Origin of the sequence: Streptomyces sp. DH-12 (genome assembly GCF_002899455.1) — a bacterium.
Classification (GTDB): domain Bacteria; phylum Actinomycetota; class Actinomycetes; order Streptomycetales; family Streptomycetaceae; genus Streptomyces.
Genome location: NZ_PPFB01000001.1, coordinates 1967970 through 1984014, shown reverse-complemented (window position 1 = coordinate 1984014; position 16045 = coordinate 1967970). Strand labels below are relative to the sequence as shown.

Genomic DNA, 16045 nt, shown 5'->3' with positions numbered 1-16045 from the left:
CGCCGACTACGCCACCGGGCATGCCAGTTCGGGAACCGCGCGGTTCGGGGAGCACGTCACCACGGCGAGGGAGAGGTACGAGGGACGTTCGAGATAGCAGCCGTACGACACATCGCCGCCCGCGTGCAGACGTTCGGCGGCGGCGTCCACCAGCCGGGCCAGGCGCGCGGTGTCCCGGTCGTGCTCCGCGGCGAACCGCGGCGCGTACTCGGCCAGCCGCTCACCCAGCCAGGCCGCCGCCTCCTTCGCCTCTTCCCAGGTGCCCCGCACCAGCGAGCGGGGCTTGATCAGCCAGTACGCCGTCTCCAGCGGCGGGAGGTCCGACGTGCGGAACTCCGCGGCCACCAGGCGGTAGCGCTCGATCAGTTCCGGCCTGCCCCCGGCCGGGGGCGGATCGGGGTGCGGGGGCCGCCGCAGCGCCTCGTCGTCGAAGCGCGCCTTCGGGCCGGTCCAGAGGTAGGCGTGGTGGTGCATGGCTGTTCCCGCTTCGAGAAGCGCCGGCCGGACACGGGCGGGCCCGGTCCGGCCGGCGGTGGGAAGGGAGGGGAGGGAGAGATCAGGCGCCGAGGCCGAAGCGCGCCGGGTCGATACCGGCGGCGTCCAACTCCTCCGTGGTGAACCGCAGCGGCTGCGCTTCCGGCCGCTTGCTGTCGCCCAGCGCCCAGGCGTCCTCGCCGATCCGCGCCAGCGTCACGCACCCCTCGGTGCAGGGGCCGCCGCACGCCTTCGTGAAGGAGGCCCCGCTGATGTCGAGCGCGTACAGGTTGGTTCCGTTCTGCATGACTGCACCTTCCAGCTCGTCCGGTACGGCCGGGTCCGGCCGCCGCCGCCCAAGGCGGGCGGGAGTGCACGGGAGGGGAGGTGGCCGTCCAGGCGTTTCCGCAGGTCAGCGATGGACGCGGGCGGTCCCTTCCGGCTCTCCGTGACCTCAGGGTGGCGGTCGGACGGGGGCGGGGACGAGTCTGGCACCCCGTACGCCGAGTCAGCGTACGGACACGGAGAGTAGACGGTACGTCTGATGATCCGTCAGGCTGGAGCGGTGCGCGGGCGGTGTGAGGAGCCGCCCTGGAGCGCGGTCCGGAGGCGAGGAAAGGGGCGGCGGATGGACGTGGTCGAGGTCGAGGGGGAGGCGGCCGGGAGCTCCGGCACGCGGGCGGTTCCGGCGGGGGAGTGGGAGCGGGAGCCGCATCCGTCGGACAGCCTGCGGACGTTCGGGGCGTTCGTCCAGGCGCTGCGGGAACACGCCGGGCTCAGCAGGGCCGAGCTGGCCGCCCTCGTCCAGTACTCCAAACACACGGTCGAGTCGGTGGAGTTGGGACGCCGCATGCCGGACGAGGCGTTCGTGGAGCGCGCGGAGGAGGCGCTGGGCAACACGGGCGCGCTGCGGAGGGCCGCACGGCATCTGACGCGGGGGGAGGCGGGGCTGGCGGCGTGGTTCCGGCGATGGGCCCGGCTGGAGCGGGAGGCGGTGAGCCTGTGCACGTACGAGTGCCGGCTGGTGCCGGGGCTGTTGCAGTCGGAGGGGTATGCGCGGGCGGTGTTCGAGGGCACGATCCCGCTGCGGACCGATGAGGAGCTGGAAGTGCAGCTCGCCGCGCGGATGGAGCGGCAGGTGACGATGCGGGAACGGCCCACGGTGCCGTTCAGCTTCATCGTCGAGGAGCACGTCTTCCGGCGGCAGTTCGGGGATGCTGAGGCGATGCGTGGGCTGATGGACCATGTCCTTGAGCTCACGGCTCCGCGTAACGTGACGCTTCAGGTGGTGCCGGTGGAGGCGCGGTTGCACGCGTGTCTGGATGGGCCCTTGCAGATCCTGGAAACGTCGGAAGGCCGACGGCTTGCTTACTCGGAGGGGCAGAGGAACGGGCGGCTGATCTCCGACGCGAAAGAGGTGATCGTGCTGTGCCAGCGCTATGACACACTGCGCTCGCAGGCCCTGAATCCCACCGACTCCCGGGACCTGTTGGAGCGACTGCGAGGAGAACTATGAGCAGCGGTACGTCAGAACTCGCCTGGTTCAAGTCCAGCTACAGCGGCAGCGAGGGCGACAGCTGCGTGGAGGTCGCGATCGCCGAACAGGCCGTTCACGTCCGGGACTCCAAGGACGTGACCCGCCCAGCCTTCGCCGTCTGCCGCGAAGGCTGGGGTCAGTTCGTGCGGTTCGCGTCGGAGCGCTGAGCGACTTGAGGGCGGGCCGTTCGCTGAAGTGGCGGACGGTTCGCCCTCACCGTGCGGCCTGGCCCCCGTTCTCTTCTGTTCGCTGGTCTCCCGTCCCGGCCCCAGGGCGCGGCGTCTTATGAGGTCGAAGATCTTTTGTAGGCACCGCAAGTCGGGGGGTTGATAAAGCTGTAGTCCGTACAGACCCGGATGTATATGTAATGGCCCTCGGCCACATTTGGACGGCACGTGATGGAACTCTTCGTGGGCCCACACGAGTCTTCACGGCCGTAGTCGGTGTACCACTCCGCCCAGGACTCAGGATATGGAAAATCGGGATCATGGTTGTAGTGGGTGACGGTGATCACGTCGCCATAGCTCACGAAAGTGGCGCTTGCCAGGCCGCCGTTGGTAGCAGTTGTGTCGGCAACTGCTGTGCCTGCTCCGGCGAGCGTGATGGCTGCCGCTGCTGCGGCAACTACGGCGAAACTCTTGATACGTCGCACTCCGGGCCTCCAGTGTCGTTGCGCTGAAGTGGATCAAGCACGGACATGCCGTGCAAAATAGAAGCAGAGCCGAAGGGGAAGGAAGAGGTATTTTCCAGCCAAGTCCTGGAGATGGCCAGTGCTCTCTACTTGAGTCGACGCCGCCGGTTATGGGCCGGGTGACTCCTCCCTCGCATTGAGCCAGGAGCGCCCCCGAACCCTTCGCATCGGTCTCGGCTTGGAGTTGGGTGAGCATCCTTGCTCAGGTGCCGTTCTGCTGCCGGAACAGGTCATAGACCCGGCCCCACGGCCCGTATCGTTCGGGAACGTCCCGCCAGGGAGCGCCGGTTCGCATTCGCCACCGTATGCCTTCTATGCAACTGCCGCCACGTTCACACCTACGGGTGGACTGGCTTGATGCCCTATGCCAGTAGAGGCTCAAGCCGGGCCTACTGGCCGTTCGTCGGATCCTCACGTCCCACAGGACATGATCATCAGCGAACGAGATCCGCTTTCGCACCAGACCTTAACCGTCCCCGCGCGTGCGGAGTTTTCCCACGCAGTGAGGGCAGGCCCCGGAGGTAGTTGTTGTCCCTGCGCCTGTGGGGTGATTCGATCATTGCGTCCTGATGGGACAACAGCTCGCCCACTCCGAAAGACAGCAGTACGGGCGGATGACTTCCGATGCCAAAGAGGTAAGCCTGCTCTGCCAGCGCGATGACACACTGCGTTCATAAGCCCTGACTCGACCACCTCCCGAAACCTGCTGGGGCGACTGCGAGGAGAGCTGTGAAGAACGGTATGACGGAACTCGCCTGGTTCAAGTCAACCTATAGCGGTAGCTCGGGCGACGACTGCGTGGAGGTCGCCGTCAACGAACAGGCCGTCCACGTACGGGACTCCAAGGACGTGACCCGCCCCGCCTTCGCCGTCGGTCGCAAAGGCTGGGGCCAGTTCGTACGGTTCGCGTCGGAGCACTGAGCGACGTGAGGGCGTGCCGTCCGCTGAAGTAGCGGACGGCACGCCCTTTCAACCTCGCTACCGAAGCACCGCTATCCGGCGTCGCGCCCCCTTCGGCGTGCGCGTTCGAACTCGTCGACGTCCGATATCCACGGACCGTACGGTTCGAGCGCGGCGCATCCGCCGCGGACGAAAGCGTGCACCAGGGTCCGGTACGCGTCGAGTCCGTCGACCAGGCTGTATTCGACCCTGAACTCCGGATCCGCCCCGTCCTTCCCCTCGCGCACCGTCGTGATCCGGGCGATGGAGTCCGCGTAGAAGTGGAGCTGGATCCCCTCGCCCCTCTCCTCGTCCTCGATGGCGAACACCTGGTTGTCCGCGGCGGAGCAATCGCCGACGAACTGCCAGAACTCCGCGGAGGCGCCGCGAGGGCCGCCCTTCAGCCACTTCGTCTCGGCCCCTTTCTCGTCGGCGAACGACAGGACCGTCCTCCTCGCGCTCCCACCGGGGCCGGCGTGGTCGTCGGCAGCCTCCGGGTCGTCCTCCTCGGGTGCGTTCCTGGAGCGGTCCGCGGTCTCCGAGCACATCAGGAAGCTCACCGTACGCACCGCGTCGTCGGCGAGCCCGGGGTAGGCACGGCGGACGGCCGTGTCGACCGCCGTCGCCACCCGGTCCCAGGCCTGTTTGTCCGTGGCGCGTCTCCCCCGTCGCGGATCGACGCCGATCCGCATCCCGGCACACGCCCGCTCCGCGGTGGCGATCACCCTCATCACCTCCGGCAGCAGCGCGGCGTCGACGGCGTCGGGCATCCGTCGGGGAATCGTCGCTTCGTGCGTGTACTGGCCCGTGTACCGCAGAATCGCGGCGTCGAGCGGGCCGAGGACCACTCCGCGCTCGGCGCGGCGGCGGTCCGCGTGATGCTCTCGGGCGCGTTCCTCGTCCGCTGTCCCGGTCGCCGAGCGCATCGCCGCGTAGACCTGTCCGCGGTCGAGCAGACCGATGTCGGCCCCATGGGCGACGAGCCGGCTCCTGTCCCACCGGATGTGCCGGAAGAGCGCGTCGACGTCCGCGGGGGAGGAGAGGAGAACCGGGTCCAGCAGCGCGACGGCGGCGTTCTCGTCGAGCGGGCCCGTGGTTCCGGCGGCGTCGCACAGCGGAAGGACCGCACTCCACAGCAGCAGGTGTCTGGGCAGGTCCTCCCGGATCACCGCGAGATGGGCCTCCCCGATGGGGAACGTGAACGTGCGGGGCTGGTGGCCGGCGTCGGCCCCGGCGCCGAGCATCAGCTTCAGTTCGCCGTCCTCGCTGATCACGCTCGGGATCCATCCGCTGTTGCGGGTGAACACGACGTCCTTCACGGGCTCAGGCCCTTCCGGAGCGGCACCGACCGGACGTGGTCGCGCGGGAGCACCGCGAGTACGGCGAGCGCAGCGGGTACCACGAAGAGGTCACGGCCCGTCCCGTACCCCCCCGTTCACGCCCACTGGGCGCATGCGGCGTGCAGGCGTGCGTCGGTGCGTACCCAGACTTCGCCGTCGGCGGCCCCGGCCGGGGGGGCGACCCGTTCGAGGCCGAGGAACTCGATCAGTTCGAGGAGCTCTGCTCGTTCGGCCTGGTCCTCGTCGAGACCGTACGACTCGAAGAAGACGTGGTAACGGTCGCTCGGGTCCACGATGCCCGAGTCTCCCCAGATCCGGGCGACTTCGTCGATCGCCGCTGCTTCCGTCGTGAACATGGCGGCGCGGGCGGCGCCGCGCGTCTCCGGTGGTGCGTCCAGGTCGGCGAGGTCGGGGAACCACTGGCCGAAGTGGTCGAGGCCGGCGTATCCGTTCTCGAAGAACAGCATGGCGCTCGGAAGGCAGCGATTGCCCCGGTCGACCTTGAGGTACTGCGATCGCGGCGGGTCCGCGTCCTCGAACCGGGCGATCACACTCCGGCCGGGCATGAGTACCAGCCGCTGTCCCGCCGACTCGTCATCGATGGTGTAGGCGTCGGAGTCCCGCTCCTGGAAGAACGCGGAGAACGCCACGTAGGCTTCCTGAGGGTCGTCCACGAGGACCTGTCGGTCGTCGCCGTCACCGGCGGAGAAGACGAACCGCTTGGGTCCGGGGGTGTACGGGCGGGCCATGGCTGTCCTTCGTTCATGGGGTGACTCCACCAGCAGCTTAAGGTCCTGTCCGGCGGATCATGTGACGTTCTGAGAAGCCCGGGGAGCCGGACGGCGTGCTGGTCATCGACGACACCGGTTTCCTGGAGAAGGGCACGGTCTCGGCCGGCGTCCATTTCCGCTCGTCGCGCGGTGATCCGTTCCAGCAGTTCGGATCCGGCATGCATCGGACCGGGAAGGCTGCCCACCACAGCGGGCGGGAACAGGGAAGCCGTCTCGCAGGTCAGCCGTGGTCCTCCCACTCCGCTCCGCAGAACCGCGCTTCGCTGACGGCAACGTCGCCGGCCCTGGTGGCCCGTACGTACATCTGGAGACCGCCCGGTCCCAGGTCTCCGTCGCAGCCGATGACCAGGCGCCTTCCGCTGTCTTCGACATGCTGGGTCAAGGCCGCGTCCACAGCGGAGACCGGCATACCGATCAGTCGGATGCCGTCGAACTCGACCTGCGGGCCGGTGCGGCCGTGCACGGTGACGGCACCCAGAACAGGAGGCCAGCCACGTCCGCAGGAGTAGTGCGCGGTCACACCGGTCGTATCGAAGCGGTCGCCGTGCAGGATCCACTCGCCGGGGCCTTCCCACGGCTCTCCGTAGGGGTACCGGCCATGACGGGCGGCCGGCTGCTCGTTCAGCGCGGCCGCCACCTGGGACGGGGACATGCCGAACCTGAGCGGCCCGATGCTCTCCAGTGGGGTCCAGTCCCAACGCGGCCGTTCCCCCTCGGTCTTCACCGGCCACGCTCCCGCGTTCGGCTCCCGCTCGCGAACGTCCCACCACCGGATGACCGGTTCGGCCCCATAGGGATCCGCAGCCAGTTCGGGGCTGACGAACAGGGCATCGGTGATCATCGCGTCCTGCCGCTGCATGTACCCCTCGGGCGACAATCCCAGTTCCAGAGCGGTACCCATGGAAACCCCCCATGCCTCCACCTCGGGGTCACCGCTCCGGTTCACCCGCACCGAGGCTCCCTCCCGGCGTGCGAGGTCGTGAATGTCGGAACGCACCTCGGACGGCACGCGGGCGATCAGCTCGACGTCCCGCAGCCGCACCAGAGGTCCGTCCATGGCGTCGACCGCCACCGCGACCAGACCGGAATCCTCTCCGTACACCGCGGTCAGGCCCCAATCGCCGTAACGGCCCCAGCCGATTCCGCTTCCCAGGCCCTGCGAGACGTGGGCGACCGCCCCGTCCAGAGCCGTCGCCACCTGGTCGGGACTCATCCCGAACCGCAACGGTCCCACACCGATCAACGGCTCGAGCACCCAGTGGGCCCGCGTCCCGGGCCTCCTGTTCCACCACGGCATGCCAACTCCAACGAATCGCTCGGGAAACCCTCGGCACATCCTGCCGATGATCTTGTCGGCCACCCTAGGCGCAGCCTCTGACAGCGCATTCGTCGACGACTTGCCCGGAACACCAGCGGATCCGGGGCGCAAAACAAGGAGCCGTAAGGCTTCCGGGGAGCCCGGACACCGGATGATCAACCCCGCCGGACCGGACGGCTCCGTCAACGGGGGCACACCACCATGAGCGCCGGCACGACCGTGGTCGCCCTCATCCACAGGGGGAGCGCCGTCGTCGGACATGCCCCGTCCGCACGCTTCGGCCGGGCCGGTGGTTTCACCGATGCCCCCTGCCCGGTTGCTCGCTTGACTCGGTACGAGCCGGTCCTGCGACGACCGCAGGGATCGACCGGGGCCAGGACCGGGAGCGGCTGTGACGCGCGCGACCGGCCCGGTGTGCCGACGTGGTCGACCGGCGTGACCAGAAGGGATATCGCACATGTCTCTTACCAGTGGGCGCCTGCGTTTATGCGGCGCCGCGGCAGTCGGCGTCATGGCCCTGGGAACCGCGGGTGTGACGACAGCCCCCGCCTCCGCCGCCACGCCCGTCTACAGCGAGGACTTCTCCGACGGGCTCGGCACTTTCACCGCTTCCGGTTCCGTCCGGACCGGAACGTACGGGGCCCGCCTCAGCGGGTCACTGTCCTCGGACTCGTCCATCGTGTCCGCACCCATCGACCCGACCGGATACGACGACCTGACCCTGTCCTACACCCGGGTGGCATCGGGGCTGGACCTCGGTGAGACCTTCACCGTGGCCTACTCGGTCGACGGCGGCCCGTTCACCACGCTGGAATCGGCGCGCACCGCCGCGGGCGCGGTGTCGTTCCCCCTGCCGGACTCCGCCGAGAGCGGTGACCTGCGGCTGAGGTTCTCGCTGGACGCGAACAGCCTCCTGGAGACCCTGACCGTCGACGACGTGCTGATCGAGGCCGAAGGCGGCGGGGGCCCGACCGACCCGCCGACCGGGTCGCTGCCCCCGGTGGACGACGTCACCGAGCCCGGTCCGTACGCCGTGACCGTCGACGAGTCCGCCGGTCCCGACGACGACGGCTGGCTGGTGTACCCGGCCGACGCCGGCCGGGACGGCGTGGACCATCCGGTCTTCGTCTGGGGCCCGGGTGCGGGATCCGACCCCGCCGACTACGAGGACATGCTGCGCCTGTGGGCCTCGCACGGGTTCGTCGTCTACAGCGAGGTCTCCTCCAGCAACGGCGCCTACATGGTCGACGCCCTCGACTGGCTGGAGGACCGGAACGCCAGTCCGGCCGACCCGCTGTACGGAGACCTCGACCTCTCCGAGGTCGCTTTCGGCGGCCACTCCCGCGGGTCCCTCGGCACGTTCGACGTGGCCGACGAGCCGCGGCTGGAGACCACCGTCCACGTGGCCGGCGGCTCGTTCGACGGCAACGGCCCCGACAGCCTCCGCAACCCGGCCCTCTACGTCGGCGGTGACGAGGACTTCGCCACCGCGAACATGGAACGCGACTACGCGGGCACCGACGTGCCGGTGTGGTTCACCGTCCTCGACGACACCGACCACATCCTCGCCACCCGCAACGGCCGGCACGTCATCACCGCCTGGCTCCGGTGGCATCTGGCCGACGAGGAGTTCCGCCGCACCCAGGACTTCCTGAGCCCCGGATGCGCCTTCTGCGGCCTCGGCGACGTCCGGTATAAGAACTGGTGACACCATGCCCCCCTCACTCCCCGAGCGCGGCGACCGCCTCCTCGTAACCCCCCGTCGGCGGCGCCGCGTCCGGCCCGTACACCAGGTGCAGCACCCCCGTGCCGAACGTCTCCGACGTCAGCAGCCGCAGCGGGACCGACGGCTCGCCCTCGTCGAACAGGCGCATGCCCTTGCGGACGGCGACGGGGTGGACGAGGAGGTGCAGTTCGTCGAGGAGGCCCGCGGCCAGCAGCTGCCGGACGATCGAGACGGAGCCGCTCAGCGCGATGTCCCCGCCCGGCTCGTCCTTCAGCGCGGCGGCGACCTCGGCGACGTCGCCCTCCGCCTGCTCGCTGTTGCGCCACTGGAAGTCGAGCGGGCTGCGCGAGAACACGATCTTCCGCATGTCGCCGAGCTGCTTGGCGAAGCCCGCGTCCTCGGCGCCCGCCGCCTCCCGCTCCGGCCAGGCGCCGGCGAAGCTGTCGTACGTCACGCGGCCGAAGAGCATGGTGTCCGCGGCGCGCAGACCCGCGTCGACGGCCGCGCCCATCTCGTCGTTGAAGTAAGGGAAGTGCCACTGGTCGGGAGCCTCGACGACGCCGTCGAGCGAGATGAACAGGCTGGCGACGATCTTCCGGGACATGGGATCCTCCTGGGGTGTCGGTCCGTGTACCGGGTATGACCGTGCCGCCCGCCGGAAATCATCGGTGGGCGGTACGCGGCGAAGACGTCCGAACGGTGCCGTCGCCCGCCGGGCGCCGCCGGCGGTCCGTGACGCTGCCCAGCCAGCCCAGCAGGAATCCGGCCGGGATCGTCACCAGGCCCGGGATCGTCACGTCCCAGAGCCGGAAGTCGTGCCCCGGCACGATCGACTCCGGCGTGCCGGACGCGTACGGCGACAGAGCGAGCGCCACGACGGTCACCGCCGTGGCCCCCCACAGGCACCACAGCGCGCCGCGGGCGGTGAATCCGGGCCAGTACAGGGCGTACAGCAGGACCGGTGCGAGGGCGGCGCCGCAGAGGGCGAGCCAGAGCGTGGAGACGACGACCAGGTTCCAGTCGGCGCAGACGACGGCCACGGCCGCGGCGGCCAGCCCGGTCAGCGCGGCGGCCCACCGCGACGCGGTGCCGTCCACCCGCCCCTCCCGTCGCCGGCCGGAGGCGGCCAGCACGTCACGGCCCAGGGTGATGCCGGCGGCGAGGGTGACGTCCACGACGGCGGCCAGCGCGGTGAGGAAGAGGACGCAGGCGAGGGCCGCGACGAGGATGCCGCCGCCGTCCAGCGCGCGCCCGAGCAGCAGCGGCGTGAACACCTGCGCCGACGGACCCGCCTCCCGCAGCGCCCCGCCGGCCAGCGCCGCGGCGCCGAGACCGACGACGGCGAGAGCCCCGTAGAGCACCACGAGCTCGCCGAGCATCCAGCGGCCGGCCGTCCGCGCCCCGCGCGGGCTCTTCGTCGCGATGGCCCGCATGAGCACGGCGGGCATGGCCAGCGTGGCCATCGTCATGCCGAAGGTCTGCCCGACCCGGTTCACCGCCCCGACCCACCCGTCACCGGTGTAGCCGCCCGGGCGCAGGAACGCCTCGCCCGTCCCCGAGCCGAGCGCGGCCGCGTCGAGCAGCCGGCCGAGGTCCCCGCCGAAGCGGTACACGACCAGGGCCGCGGTGACCAGCAGCACGGGCAGCGCGATCACCGACTTGGCGATCATCACCACCCCCGTGCCCCGGATGCCGCCGCTGACGGCCAGCGCGGTCATCACACACCCGATGACGACGATGCAGCCGGTACGGGTGCCGGGCTGCCCGAGCAGGGCGGCGGCCACGTTCCCGACCACCACCAACTGCACCACGAGCAGCGGGAAACAGACCAGCAGCGTCACCGCACCCCATGCCACCCGCACCGCGGACCCGCCGCTGCCGCGCGCGTCCAGCAGGTCCGGCGTGGTCAGCGTGGCGTGCGCACGGAGCGGTTCGATGACGAGCACGAGGAAGAGGAGGACGCCGACCAGGCTGCCCAGCATGACGCCGAGCCCGTCGAACCCGGTGGTGGCGACCATGCCCACCAGCACGGTGACGGTCGCCACGGTGGTGGTGTCGCCGCCCATCGCGATGCCCTGCTGCCAGGACCGCAACCGCCGGCTGTCGGACCGGATGAGGGCGCGGTCGTCCTCGTCGGCCCCCGTGATCACGCACAGCATCAGGCAGATGACGACGAACACCGAGAACACGGCGAAGACGAGGGAGCGTGAGGAGGAGTCGAGCAGCGTGCTCATGACCACCTCCGGTCGTCCGTGTCCACGGCGACCCGGTCGGCCCGCCGCCCGTGCGCGACGACCCCGTGCAGGCCGACGCCGAGCGGCACCAGGGCCAGCACGCTCCCGAGACTCACGCCCCCGAGGACGCCGGTGCCGTACGGGCCGGGCAGGAGCGCACCGCCCGCCACGTACAGCAGCCACACCCCCGCGACCCGGAGCCCGACCCGCAGCCCCACCCCCAGCCGCGCCTCCTCCACCTGCACCGGCGGCTCCTGCCGCCACGGCTCCGCTCCGTAAGACTCCAAGACAACTCCGCTCACACAGGCCGACACGGGTGGCCGCGGAGTCAACCAGAGGCGGAGGGGGCGTAGGGCGGGACTGTTCCCGCGCCCAATCAGGGGCGCGGGGAACGGTGACGGGGCACTGCCGGACGCGTGCCGGTCCAGGATCGCGGCGACGCCCCGGCGGCGGAGGCCGGGGACCGGCGGATCCCCCGGAGCGAGGTCCGCCTCCGTGCCGTGCAGGTACGTGCCTGCCTCGTACGCCTGGAGGGGAACGGGCGCGCTGCTCATCGGCTCCTCCTCCGGTCCGGGTGCCGGGCCGGCGCACCACCGCAGGAGCCGCCCTCGGACGTGCCGCATCGGCCACGCGGGCCGAAACGGCCCTCTTTCCGAGCCTTCCGGGAGGAACGGACCCTGAGGGGAGGGATGCGCACGGACGGTGCCGAGGGGGAGCCGCGATGTCCGGACCGCTCTACGTTCCCGTTCTGCCCACGAAGCCGCACGCGGCCGGGGTCTTCCCGCGGTTGTCGCCGGACGTCCGGGCCGCGGTCAAGCCGTTGTGGAACCTGCCGCCCTTACGCGAGGTGGCCCGGGAGACGCTGGGCACGGTGGTCGACGCGTGCGTCGGCCGGGTGAGTGCCGTGAGCCGTCACGGCGGTTGGATCGACGCCCCCTTCGACGACGACGGCCGGACCGCCGCCTTCGCCGAAGCGCTCGCGGTGTACTGCGAGTTCGGACGGCTGAGGCCGGTCACCGGACCGGAGAGGACCGCGGAGCAGCAGGCGGTGGCCGTGGGGACGGCCCGCCGTTGCTCGTGCGGCCTGGGCGTGCGGGTGCGGGTCACGGGGGAGTGGGACGCCGGTCTCGGGGAGGGCGTCAGGGGCCTGCTGGCGCGGACCGGGCCGGAGGTGCCCCTCGATCTGCTGCTCGACATGGGCGCGGTCCTCGACGACCGGCCCGATGCGGGCAAGGAAGCCCTGCGCGCCCTCGACGCGCTGATGCCCATCACTGCCTGGCGGAGCGCCGTCCTGCTCGGAGGCGGCGTTCCACGGGTCGGTGCCGACATGCTGGAGGACGGGCCGGTCGAGGTCTCGCGGGCGGAATGGCGCATGTGGCACGAGGTGCGCGCGACGGGACGGGCGTACGCCCCGCGGCTCGGCTACGGCGACTACGGTGTGCAGCGACCCGCCGTCCTCGCGCAGCCCCTGGAGCCCGGCAGGAAGGGCGGCCCGTCCTGGGGAACGCTCCGTTACACCACCGGGAGTTCGTACGTCGTCGTCAAGACGCTGGCGCACGGGCCGGACCGGATCGCCGTCAACCGCGCCGCGGCCCGCCGGATCACCGAGCTGCCCGAGTTCAGGGGAGCAGGGGCCGGGGCGGGCGAGGCCTGGCTGAGGGACTGCGCGAACGGCCCGCTGACCACCGGCAAGGGTGTGGGCGGGTTCACGGAGTGGCTGCGAGCGGGGAACCTCCAGCACATGACGTACGTCGTGCGGAGCCTGCCCGACGGCTGAGCCGACCACGGCCGGACCGGGGGGCCGGCCGTGCCGCACACGGCTCGGTCGGACAGCGGCGCCGGCGCGGTCTCGCCCGGCAGGATTCGTCACTCATCCGCAACTTACGTCATAAACAGGTGTGTTGACGGACCGTCGGGAAACTCGGGTCAGTGAGCCGGCGCGGTGTGACAGTGGCCGGCACTCGTTGAGGAGAGAGGACTGGCATGCGATTCAGGGGGACGAGGGCCGGCGTGGTCGTGGTTGCCGCGGTGACAGGGAGCGTTGTCCTGTCGGGCTGTGGTGGCGGCAGCGATGCGGAGGCCGGTGGGGACGGCAAGTCGCCGAACGCGAGCAGGAGCGCCGGCGCCCAGGAGCAGGGCACGGCGGAGGTGCGAGCGGCCTACGACAAGACGGCCGAGGCCGAGTCGGCGCGGATGACGATCAGGACGCAGCTCTCGGCGGAGGGCAGGACGGTCACCACCCAGGGCAAGGGCGTCATCGCTCTGGACGAAGGTGACAGCGTCATGACCGTCACCGCGCAGGACAAGAGCATCGAGCAACGCGTGGTCGACCAGGTTCTCTACCAGAAGATGCCCGGCCAGGAAGCGCCGGGCGGCAAGCCCTGGGTCAAGATCGACCTGGAGAAGGTCGCCGCACAGCAGGACCTGGGCAACCAGCAGATCGGCGACCCGGCCCAGACCGCCGCCTACGCCAAGGCGATCACCGACAAGGGCGTCACCAAGGTGGGCACCGAGGAGATCGACGGGACCGACACGACGCACTACAAGGTCTCCGTGGACGTGTCCAAGCTGCCGGGCGGTGCGCAGATGAGCAAGCAGCTCGGCCCGACGCTGCCGATGCAGGTCTGGCTCGACGACGAGGGCCGGCTGCGCCGCCAGCAGATCGACATGACCGTCAAGGCCCCGGCCTCCGCCTCGGCCCAGGCGGGCAGCAGCGCGGCGGCCCAGCAGCTCAAGATGAAAACGGTGCTGGAGTTCTCCGACTTCGGCACCGAGGTCGATGCCGAGGCCCCGCCGGCCGGCCAGGTGGCCGACATGACCGACCAGGCCCTTCAGGGCGCCCAGCAGCGGCGCTGAGCCGACAGAACCGGTCGGCGCCGGCTGCCTGCCGCGCCCGGACGGCGGGGCACGGAGCCGCCGAGAGGGCCGAGGACAGCCGGCGCCGGGACCGGGGCTTGCGGCGGGGGAGCCCCGCAGGCCCCTGATGGGCGGGACCGCGTCCGGCAGCGGCAGGAGCTGGGTGACGTCATGCCGGTTGCCACCGGTGAGCGGGGTCCCGTGACGGTCGACGATCAGGTGATGCCCGGAGCCGGGGCGGGCACGATCGGCGGGCGAGGGCCCCATGCGGTCCCCCCGACGCCCCGGACATGGGACCCGTCCACGGCGCAGCCGTCCAGGTCCAGCAGATCGGCGCGGCGCGGTTCGGTCAGCGGGGCGGCGTGCAGCCGCGGCCGGACACCGGCCCCGGTAGTGCCGCGATGTCCCCGGCGGCACGGAGCACGGCACGGCCCGCGTCGGCGTCAGCGCTCGGAGCGCTGTGGCCGCGGCGGGCTTGACCTTGACGCCGGGTCAACCCTCCATCCTTCCGGCAGAAGCTTCCCGGCACCCGCCGGGAACCGCTTCACGGAGGAGGAGGCAGACGACCATGACGGCTCGATCCATCACCGATCCGGCGATGCGCGTACGGGGGCTCGAGAAGTCCTACGGGAAGCTCGGCGTACTGCGCGGCGTGGACTTCGACGTGGCGCGGGGCAGCATCTTCGCCCTGCTCGGCTCCAACGGGGCGGGCAAGACCACGACCGTGAAGATCCTCGCCACGCTCCTGAAGGCCGACCGGGGAACGGCCACCGTCCATGGCTTCGACGTCGCCGCGCAACCGGCCGAGGTGCGGGAGTCCATCAGCCTCACCGGACAGTTCGCGGCCGTCGACGAGATCCTCAGCGGTCGCGAGAACCTCGTGTTCGTCGCCAGGCTGCGCCACCTCGAGAACCCGGGCGAGATCGCGGACGACCTGCTGAGGCGTTTCTCGCTGACCGACGCCGGCGCGCGGAAGGTGGCCACGTACTCGGGCGGTATGCGCCGCCGGCTGGACATCGCGATGAGCCTCATCGGGAATCCGCCGGTGATCTTCCTGGACGAGCCGACGACCGGTCTCGACCCCGAGGCGCGCATCGAGGTGTGGCAGGCGATCAAGGAGCTGGCCGAGGACGGAACGACGGTGCTGCTCACCACGCAGTACCTGAACGAGGCCGAGCAGTTGGCCGACCGGATCGCGATCCTCCACCAGGGCCGGATCATCGTGAACGGCACCCTCGCCGAGCTCAAGCAGCTCTTCCCGCCCGCCGCGGTCGAGTACGTCGAGAAGCAGCCGACCCTGGAGGAGATCTTCCTCGCGGTCATCGGCGGCGACGACAAGAGCCACGCCCTCAGCACGAACGACTAGGGGACGAAGATGACCGCGTACCACTTCGGCGACACCGCTGTTCTCACGGGGCGGACCCTGCGCCATGTCACGCGCAGCCTGGACACCGTCATCACGACCGTCATCACGCCGGTCGCCCTGATGCTGATGTTCGTCTACGTGTTCGGCGGCGCGATCGACACCGGGTCGGTCCCGTACGTGAACTACATGCTGCCCGGCATCCTGCTCATCACGATCGCGTCCGGCATCTCCTACACCGCCTACCGGCTGTTCACCGACATGAAGAGCGGGATCTTCGAACGCTTCCAGTCCATGCCGATCGCACGGTCAGGGGTGCTGTGGGCACACGTCCTCACCTCGCTGGTGGCCAACCTGATCTCGCTCGTGATCGTCGTGGGCGTCGCGCTCCTCATGGGCTTCCGCACGGGGGCCGGACTGCCGGCATGGCTCGCGGTCGCCGGCATCCTGTTCCTGTTCACCCTGGCCCTGACCTGGCTCGCCGTGATTCCCGGGCTCTCCGCGGCATCGGTCGAGGGCGCGGGCGCGTTCGCCTACCCGCTCATCTTCCTGCCGTTCGTCAGCTCGGCGTTCGTGCCCACGCGGACCATGCCCGGCTGGTGCGCGCCTTCGCCGAGCACCAGCCGGTGACGTCCATCGTCGACACCATCCGCGACCTGTTCGCCCAGCGGCCGGTCGGCGACGACATCTGGACCGCCCTGGCCTGGTGCGCCGGCATCCTCGTCGTGGCGTATGTTCTCGCGATGGCCGTCTATCGCCGGAAGATCGCCTGAGGC

Annotated in this window: 17 protein-coding genes and 2 pseudogenes; 9 read left to right on the top strand and 10 right to left on the bottom strand. The window is 70.6% G+C overall.

The window, feature by feature from the left end:
* Positions 1-6: 6 nt before the first annotated feature.
* Together C1708_RS07770 and C1708_RS07765 are read right to left on the bottom strand one after the other, a co-directional pair.
* On the bottom strand, positions 7-474 hold the full coding sequence (locus C1708_RS07770; RefSeq protein WP_106411958.1) for a hypothetical protein: 468 nt from the start codon (positions 472-474) through the stop codon (positions 7-9).
* Between the two features lie 82 nt (positions 475-556).
* Entirely contained in the window at positions 557-781 is a 225-nt protein-coding gene (locus C1708_RS07765) for a DUF397 domain-containing protein (RefSeq protein WP_106411957.1), read from the bottom strand.
* A 321-nt stretch (positions 782-1102) separates the two neighbouring features.
* On the opposite strand from C1708_RS07765, the gene C1708_RS07760 reads away from it, so the two are divergent.
* Both C1708_RS07760 and C1708_RS07755 read left to right on the top strand, forming a co-directional pair.
* A complete protein-coding gene (locus C1708_RS07760) occupies positions 1103-1990 on the top strand; it encodes a helix-turn-helix domain-containing protein (protein ID WP_106411956.1) in 888 nt (295 codons plus the stop codon).
* A complete protein-coding gene (locus tag C1708_RS07755) occupies positions 1987-2178 on the top strand; it encodes a DUF397 domain-containing protein (protein ID WP_106411955.1) in 192 nt (63 codons plus the stop codon). Before C1708_RS07760 ends, C1708_RS07755 begins: the two co-directional genes overlap by 4 nt.
* Positions 2179-2922: 744 nt before the next feature.
* Here the strand turns inward: C1708_RS07755 and C1708_RS34975 are convergent.
* A pseudogene (locus C1708_RS34975) lies at positions 2923-3009 on the bottom strand (transposase); the annotation flags it as partial.
* Positions 3010-3443: 434 nt separating this feature from the next.
* Here C1708_RS34975 and C1708_RS07735 point away from each other — a divergent pair.
* Complete coding sequence (locus C1708_RS07735) at positions 3444-3623, top strand: DUF397 domain-containing protein (protein ID WP_403473607.1); 180 nt, start codon at positions 3444-3446, stop codon at positions 3621-3623.
* A 71-nt stretch (positions 3624-3694) separates the two neighbouring features.
* Here C1708_RS07735 and C1708_RS07730 read toward each other — a convergent pair whose 3' ends face one another.
* The 3 genes from C1708_RS07730 to C1708_RS34365 all read right to left on the bottom strand — a co-directional run bounded on the left by C1708_RS07730 (position 3695) and on the right by C1708_RS34365 (position 7132).
* Positions 3695-4960 carry a DUF6357 family protein gene (locus C1708_RS07730; protein ID WP_198602428.1) on the bottom strand — a complete coding sequence of 422 codons (1266 nt, stop codon included), beginning with the start codon at positions 4958-4960 and terminating at the stop codon, positions 3695-3697.
* 116 nt (positions 4961-5076) lie between these two features.
* The gene (locus C1708_RS07725; RefSeq protein WP_106411952.1) at positions 5077-5730 is read right to left on the bottom strand and encodes a hypothetical protein; all 654 of its coding nucleotides are present in this window, start codon (positions 5728-5730) and stop codon (positions 5077-5079) included.
* Between the two features lie 262 nt (positions 5731-5992).
* A complete protein-coding gene (locus C1708_RS34365) occupies positions 5993-7132 on the bottom strand; it encodes a hypothetical protein (RefSeq protein WP_198602427.1) in 1140 nt (379 codons plus the stop codon).
* 490 nt (positions 7133-7622) lie between these two features.
* On the opposite strand from C1708_RS34365, the gene C1708_RS07715 reads away from it, so the two are divergent.
* Entirely contained in the window at positions 7623-8798 is a 1176-nt protein-coding gene (locus tag C1708_RS07715; RefSeq protein ID WP_106411951.1) for a poly(ethylene terephthalate) hydrolase family protein, read from the top strand.
* Between the two features lie 13 nt (positions 8799-8811).
* Here C1708_RS07715 and C1708_RS07710 read toward each other — a convergent pair whose 3' ends face one another.
* Genes C1708_RS07710 through C1708_RS34360 form a run of 3 tightly spaced genes read right to left on the bottom strand, consistent with a single transcriptional unit; the run spans position 8812 to position 11337 of the window.
* Entirely contained in the window at positions 8812-9420 is a 609-nt protein-coding gene (locus tag C1708_RS07710; protein WP_106411950.1) for a dihydrofolate reductase family protein, read from the bottom strand.
* A 58-nt stretch (positions 9421-9478) separates the two neighbouring features.
* On the bottom strand, positions 9479-11050 hold the full coding sequence (locus C1708_RS07705) for a sodium:solute symporter family transporter (RefSeq protein ID WP_106411949.1): 1572 nt from the start codon (positions 11048-11050) through the stop codon (positions 9479-9481).
* The gene (locus C1708_RS34360; protein WP_198602426.1) at positions 11047-11337 is read right to left on the bottom strand and encodes a hypothetical protein; all 291 of its coding nucleotides are present in this window, start codon (positions 11335-11337) and stop codon (positions 11047-11049) included. The genes C1708_RS07705 and C1708_RS34360 overlap by 4 nt, the downstream gene beginning before the upstream one ends.
* A gap of 434 nt (positions 11338-11771) precedes the next feature.
* Between C1708_RS34360 and C1708_RS07695 the strand changes: the two genes are divergently transcribed.
* Entirely contained in the window at positions 11772-12827 is a 1056-nt protein-coding gene (locus C1708_RS07695; protein ID WP_106416207.1) for a beta family protein, read from the top strand.
* Between the two features lie 206 nt (positions 12828-13033).
* Positions 13034-13906, top strand: a complete 873-nt coding sequence (locus tag C1708_RS07690) for an SCO4651 family lipoprotein (protein ID WP_106411948.1) — start codon at positions 13034-13036, stop codon at positions 13904-13906.
* A gap of 93 nt (positions 13907-13999) precedes the next feature.
* Here the strand turns inward: C1708_RS07690 and C1708_RS34355 are convergent.
* Positions 14000-14322, bottom strand: a pseudogene (locus tag C1708_RS34355) (IS5/IS1182 family transposase); the annotation flags it as partial.
* Between the two features lie 152 nt (positions 14323-14474).
* Here C1708_RS34355 and C1708_RS07680 point away from each other — a divergent pair.
* Genes C1708_RS07680 through C1708_RS36095 form a run of 3 tightly spaced genes read left to right on the top strand, consistent with a single transcriptional unit; the run spans position 14475 to position 16042 of the window.
* Positions 14475-15272: an ABC transporter ATP-binding protein gene (locus C1708_RS07680; protein ID WP_106411947.1), complete on the top strand. Its 798-nt coding sequence runs from the start codon at positions 14475-14477 to the stop codon at positions 15270-15272.
* Between the two features lie 9 nt (positions 15273-15281).
* Entirely contained in the window at positions 15282-15899 is a 618-nt protein-coding gene (locus tag C1708_RS07675) for an ABC transporter permease (RefSeq protein ID WP_274543348.1), read from the top strand.
* Positions 15896-16042, top strand: coding sequence for a hypothetical protein (locus tag C1708_RS36095; RefSeq protein WP_274543347.1), 147 nt, complete (start codon positions 15896-15898; stop codon positions 16040-16042). Before C1708_RS07675 ends, C1708_RS36095 begins: the two co-directional genes overlap by 4 nt.
* Positions 16043-16045: the final 3 nt, after the last annotated feature.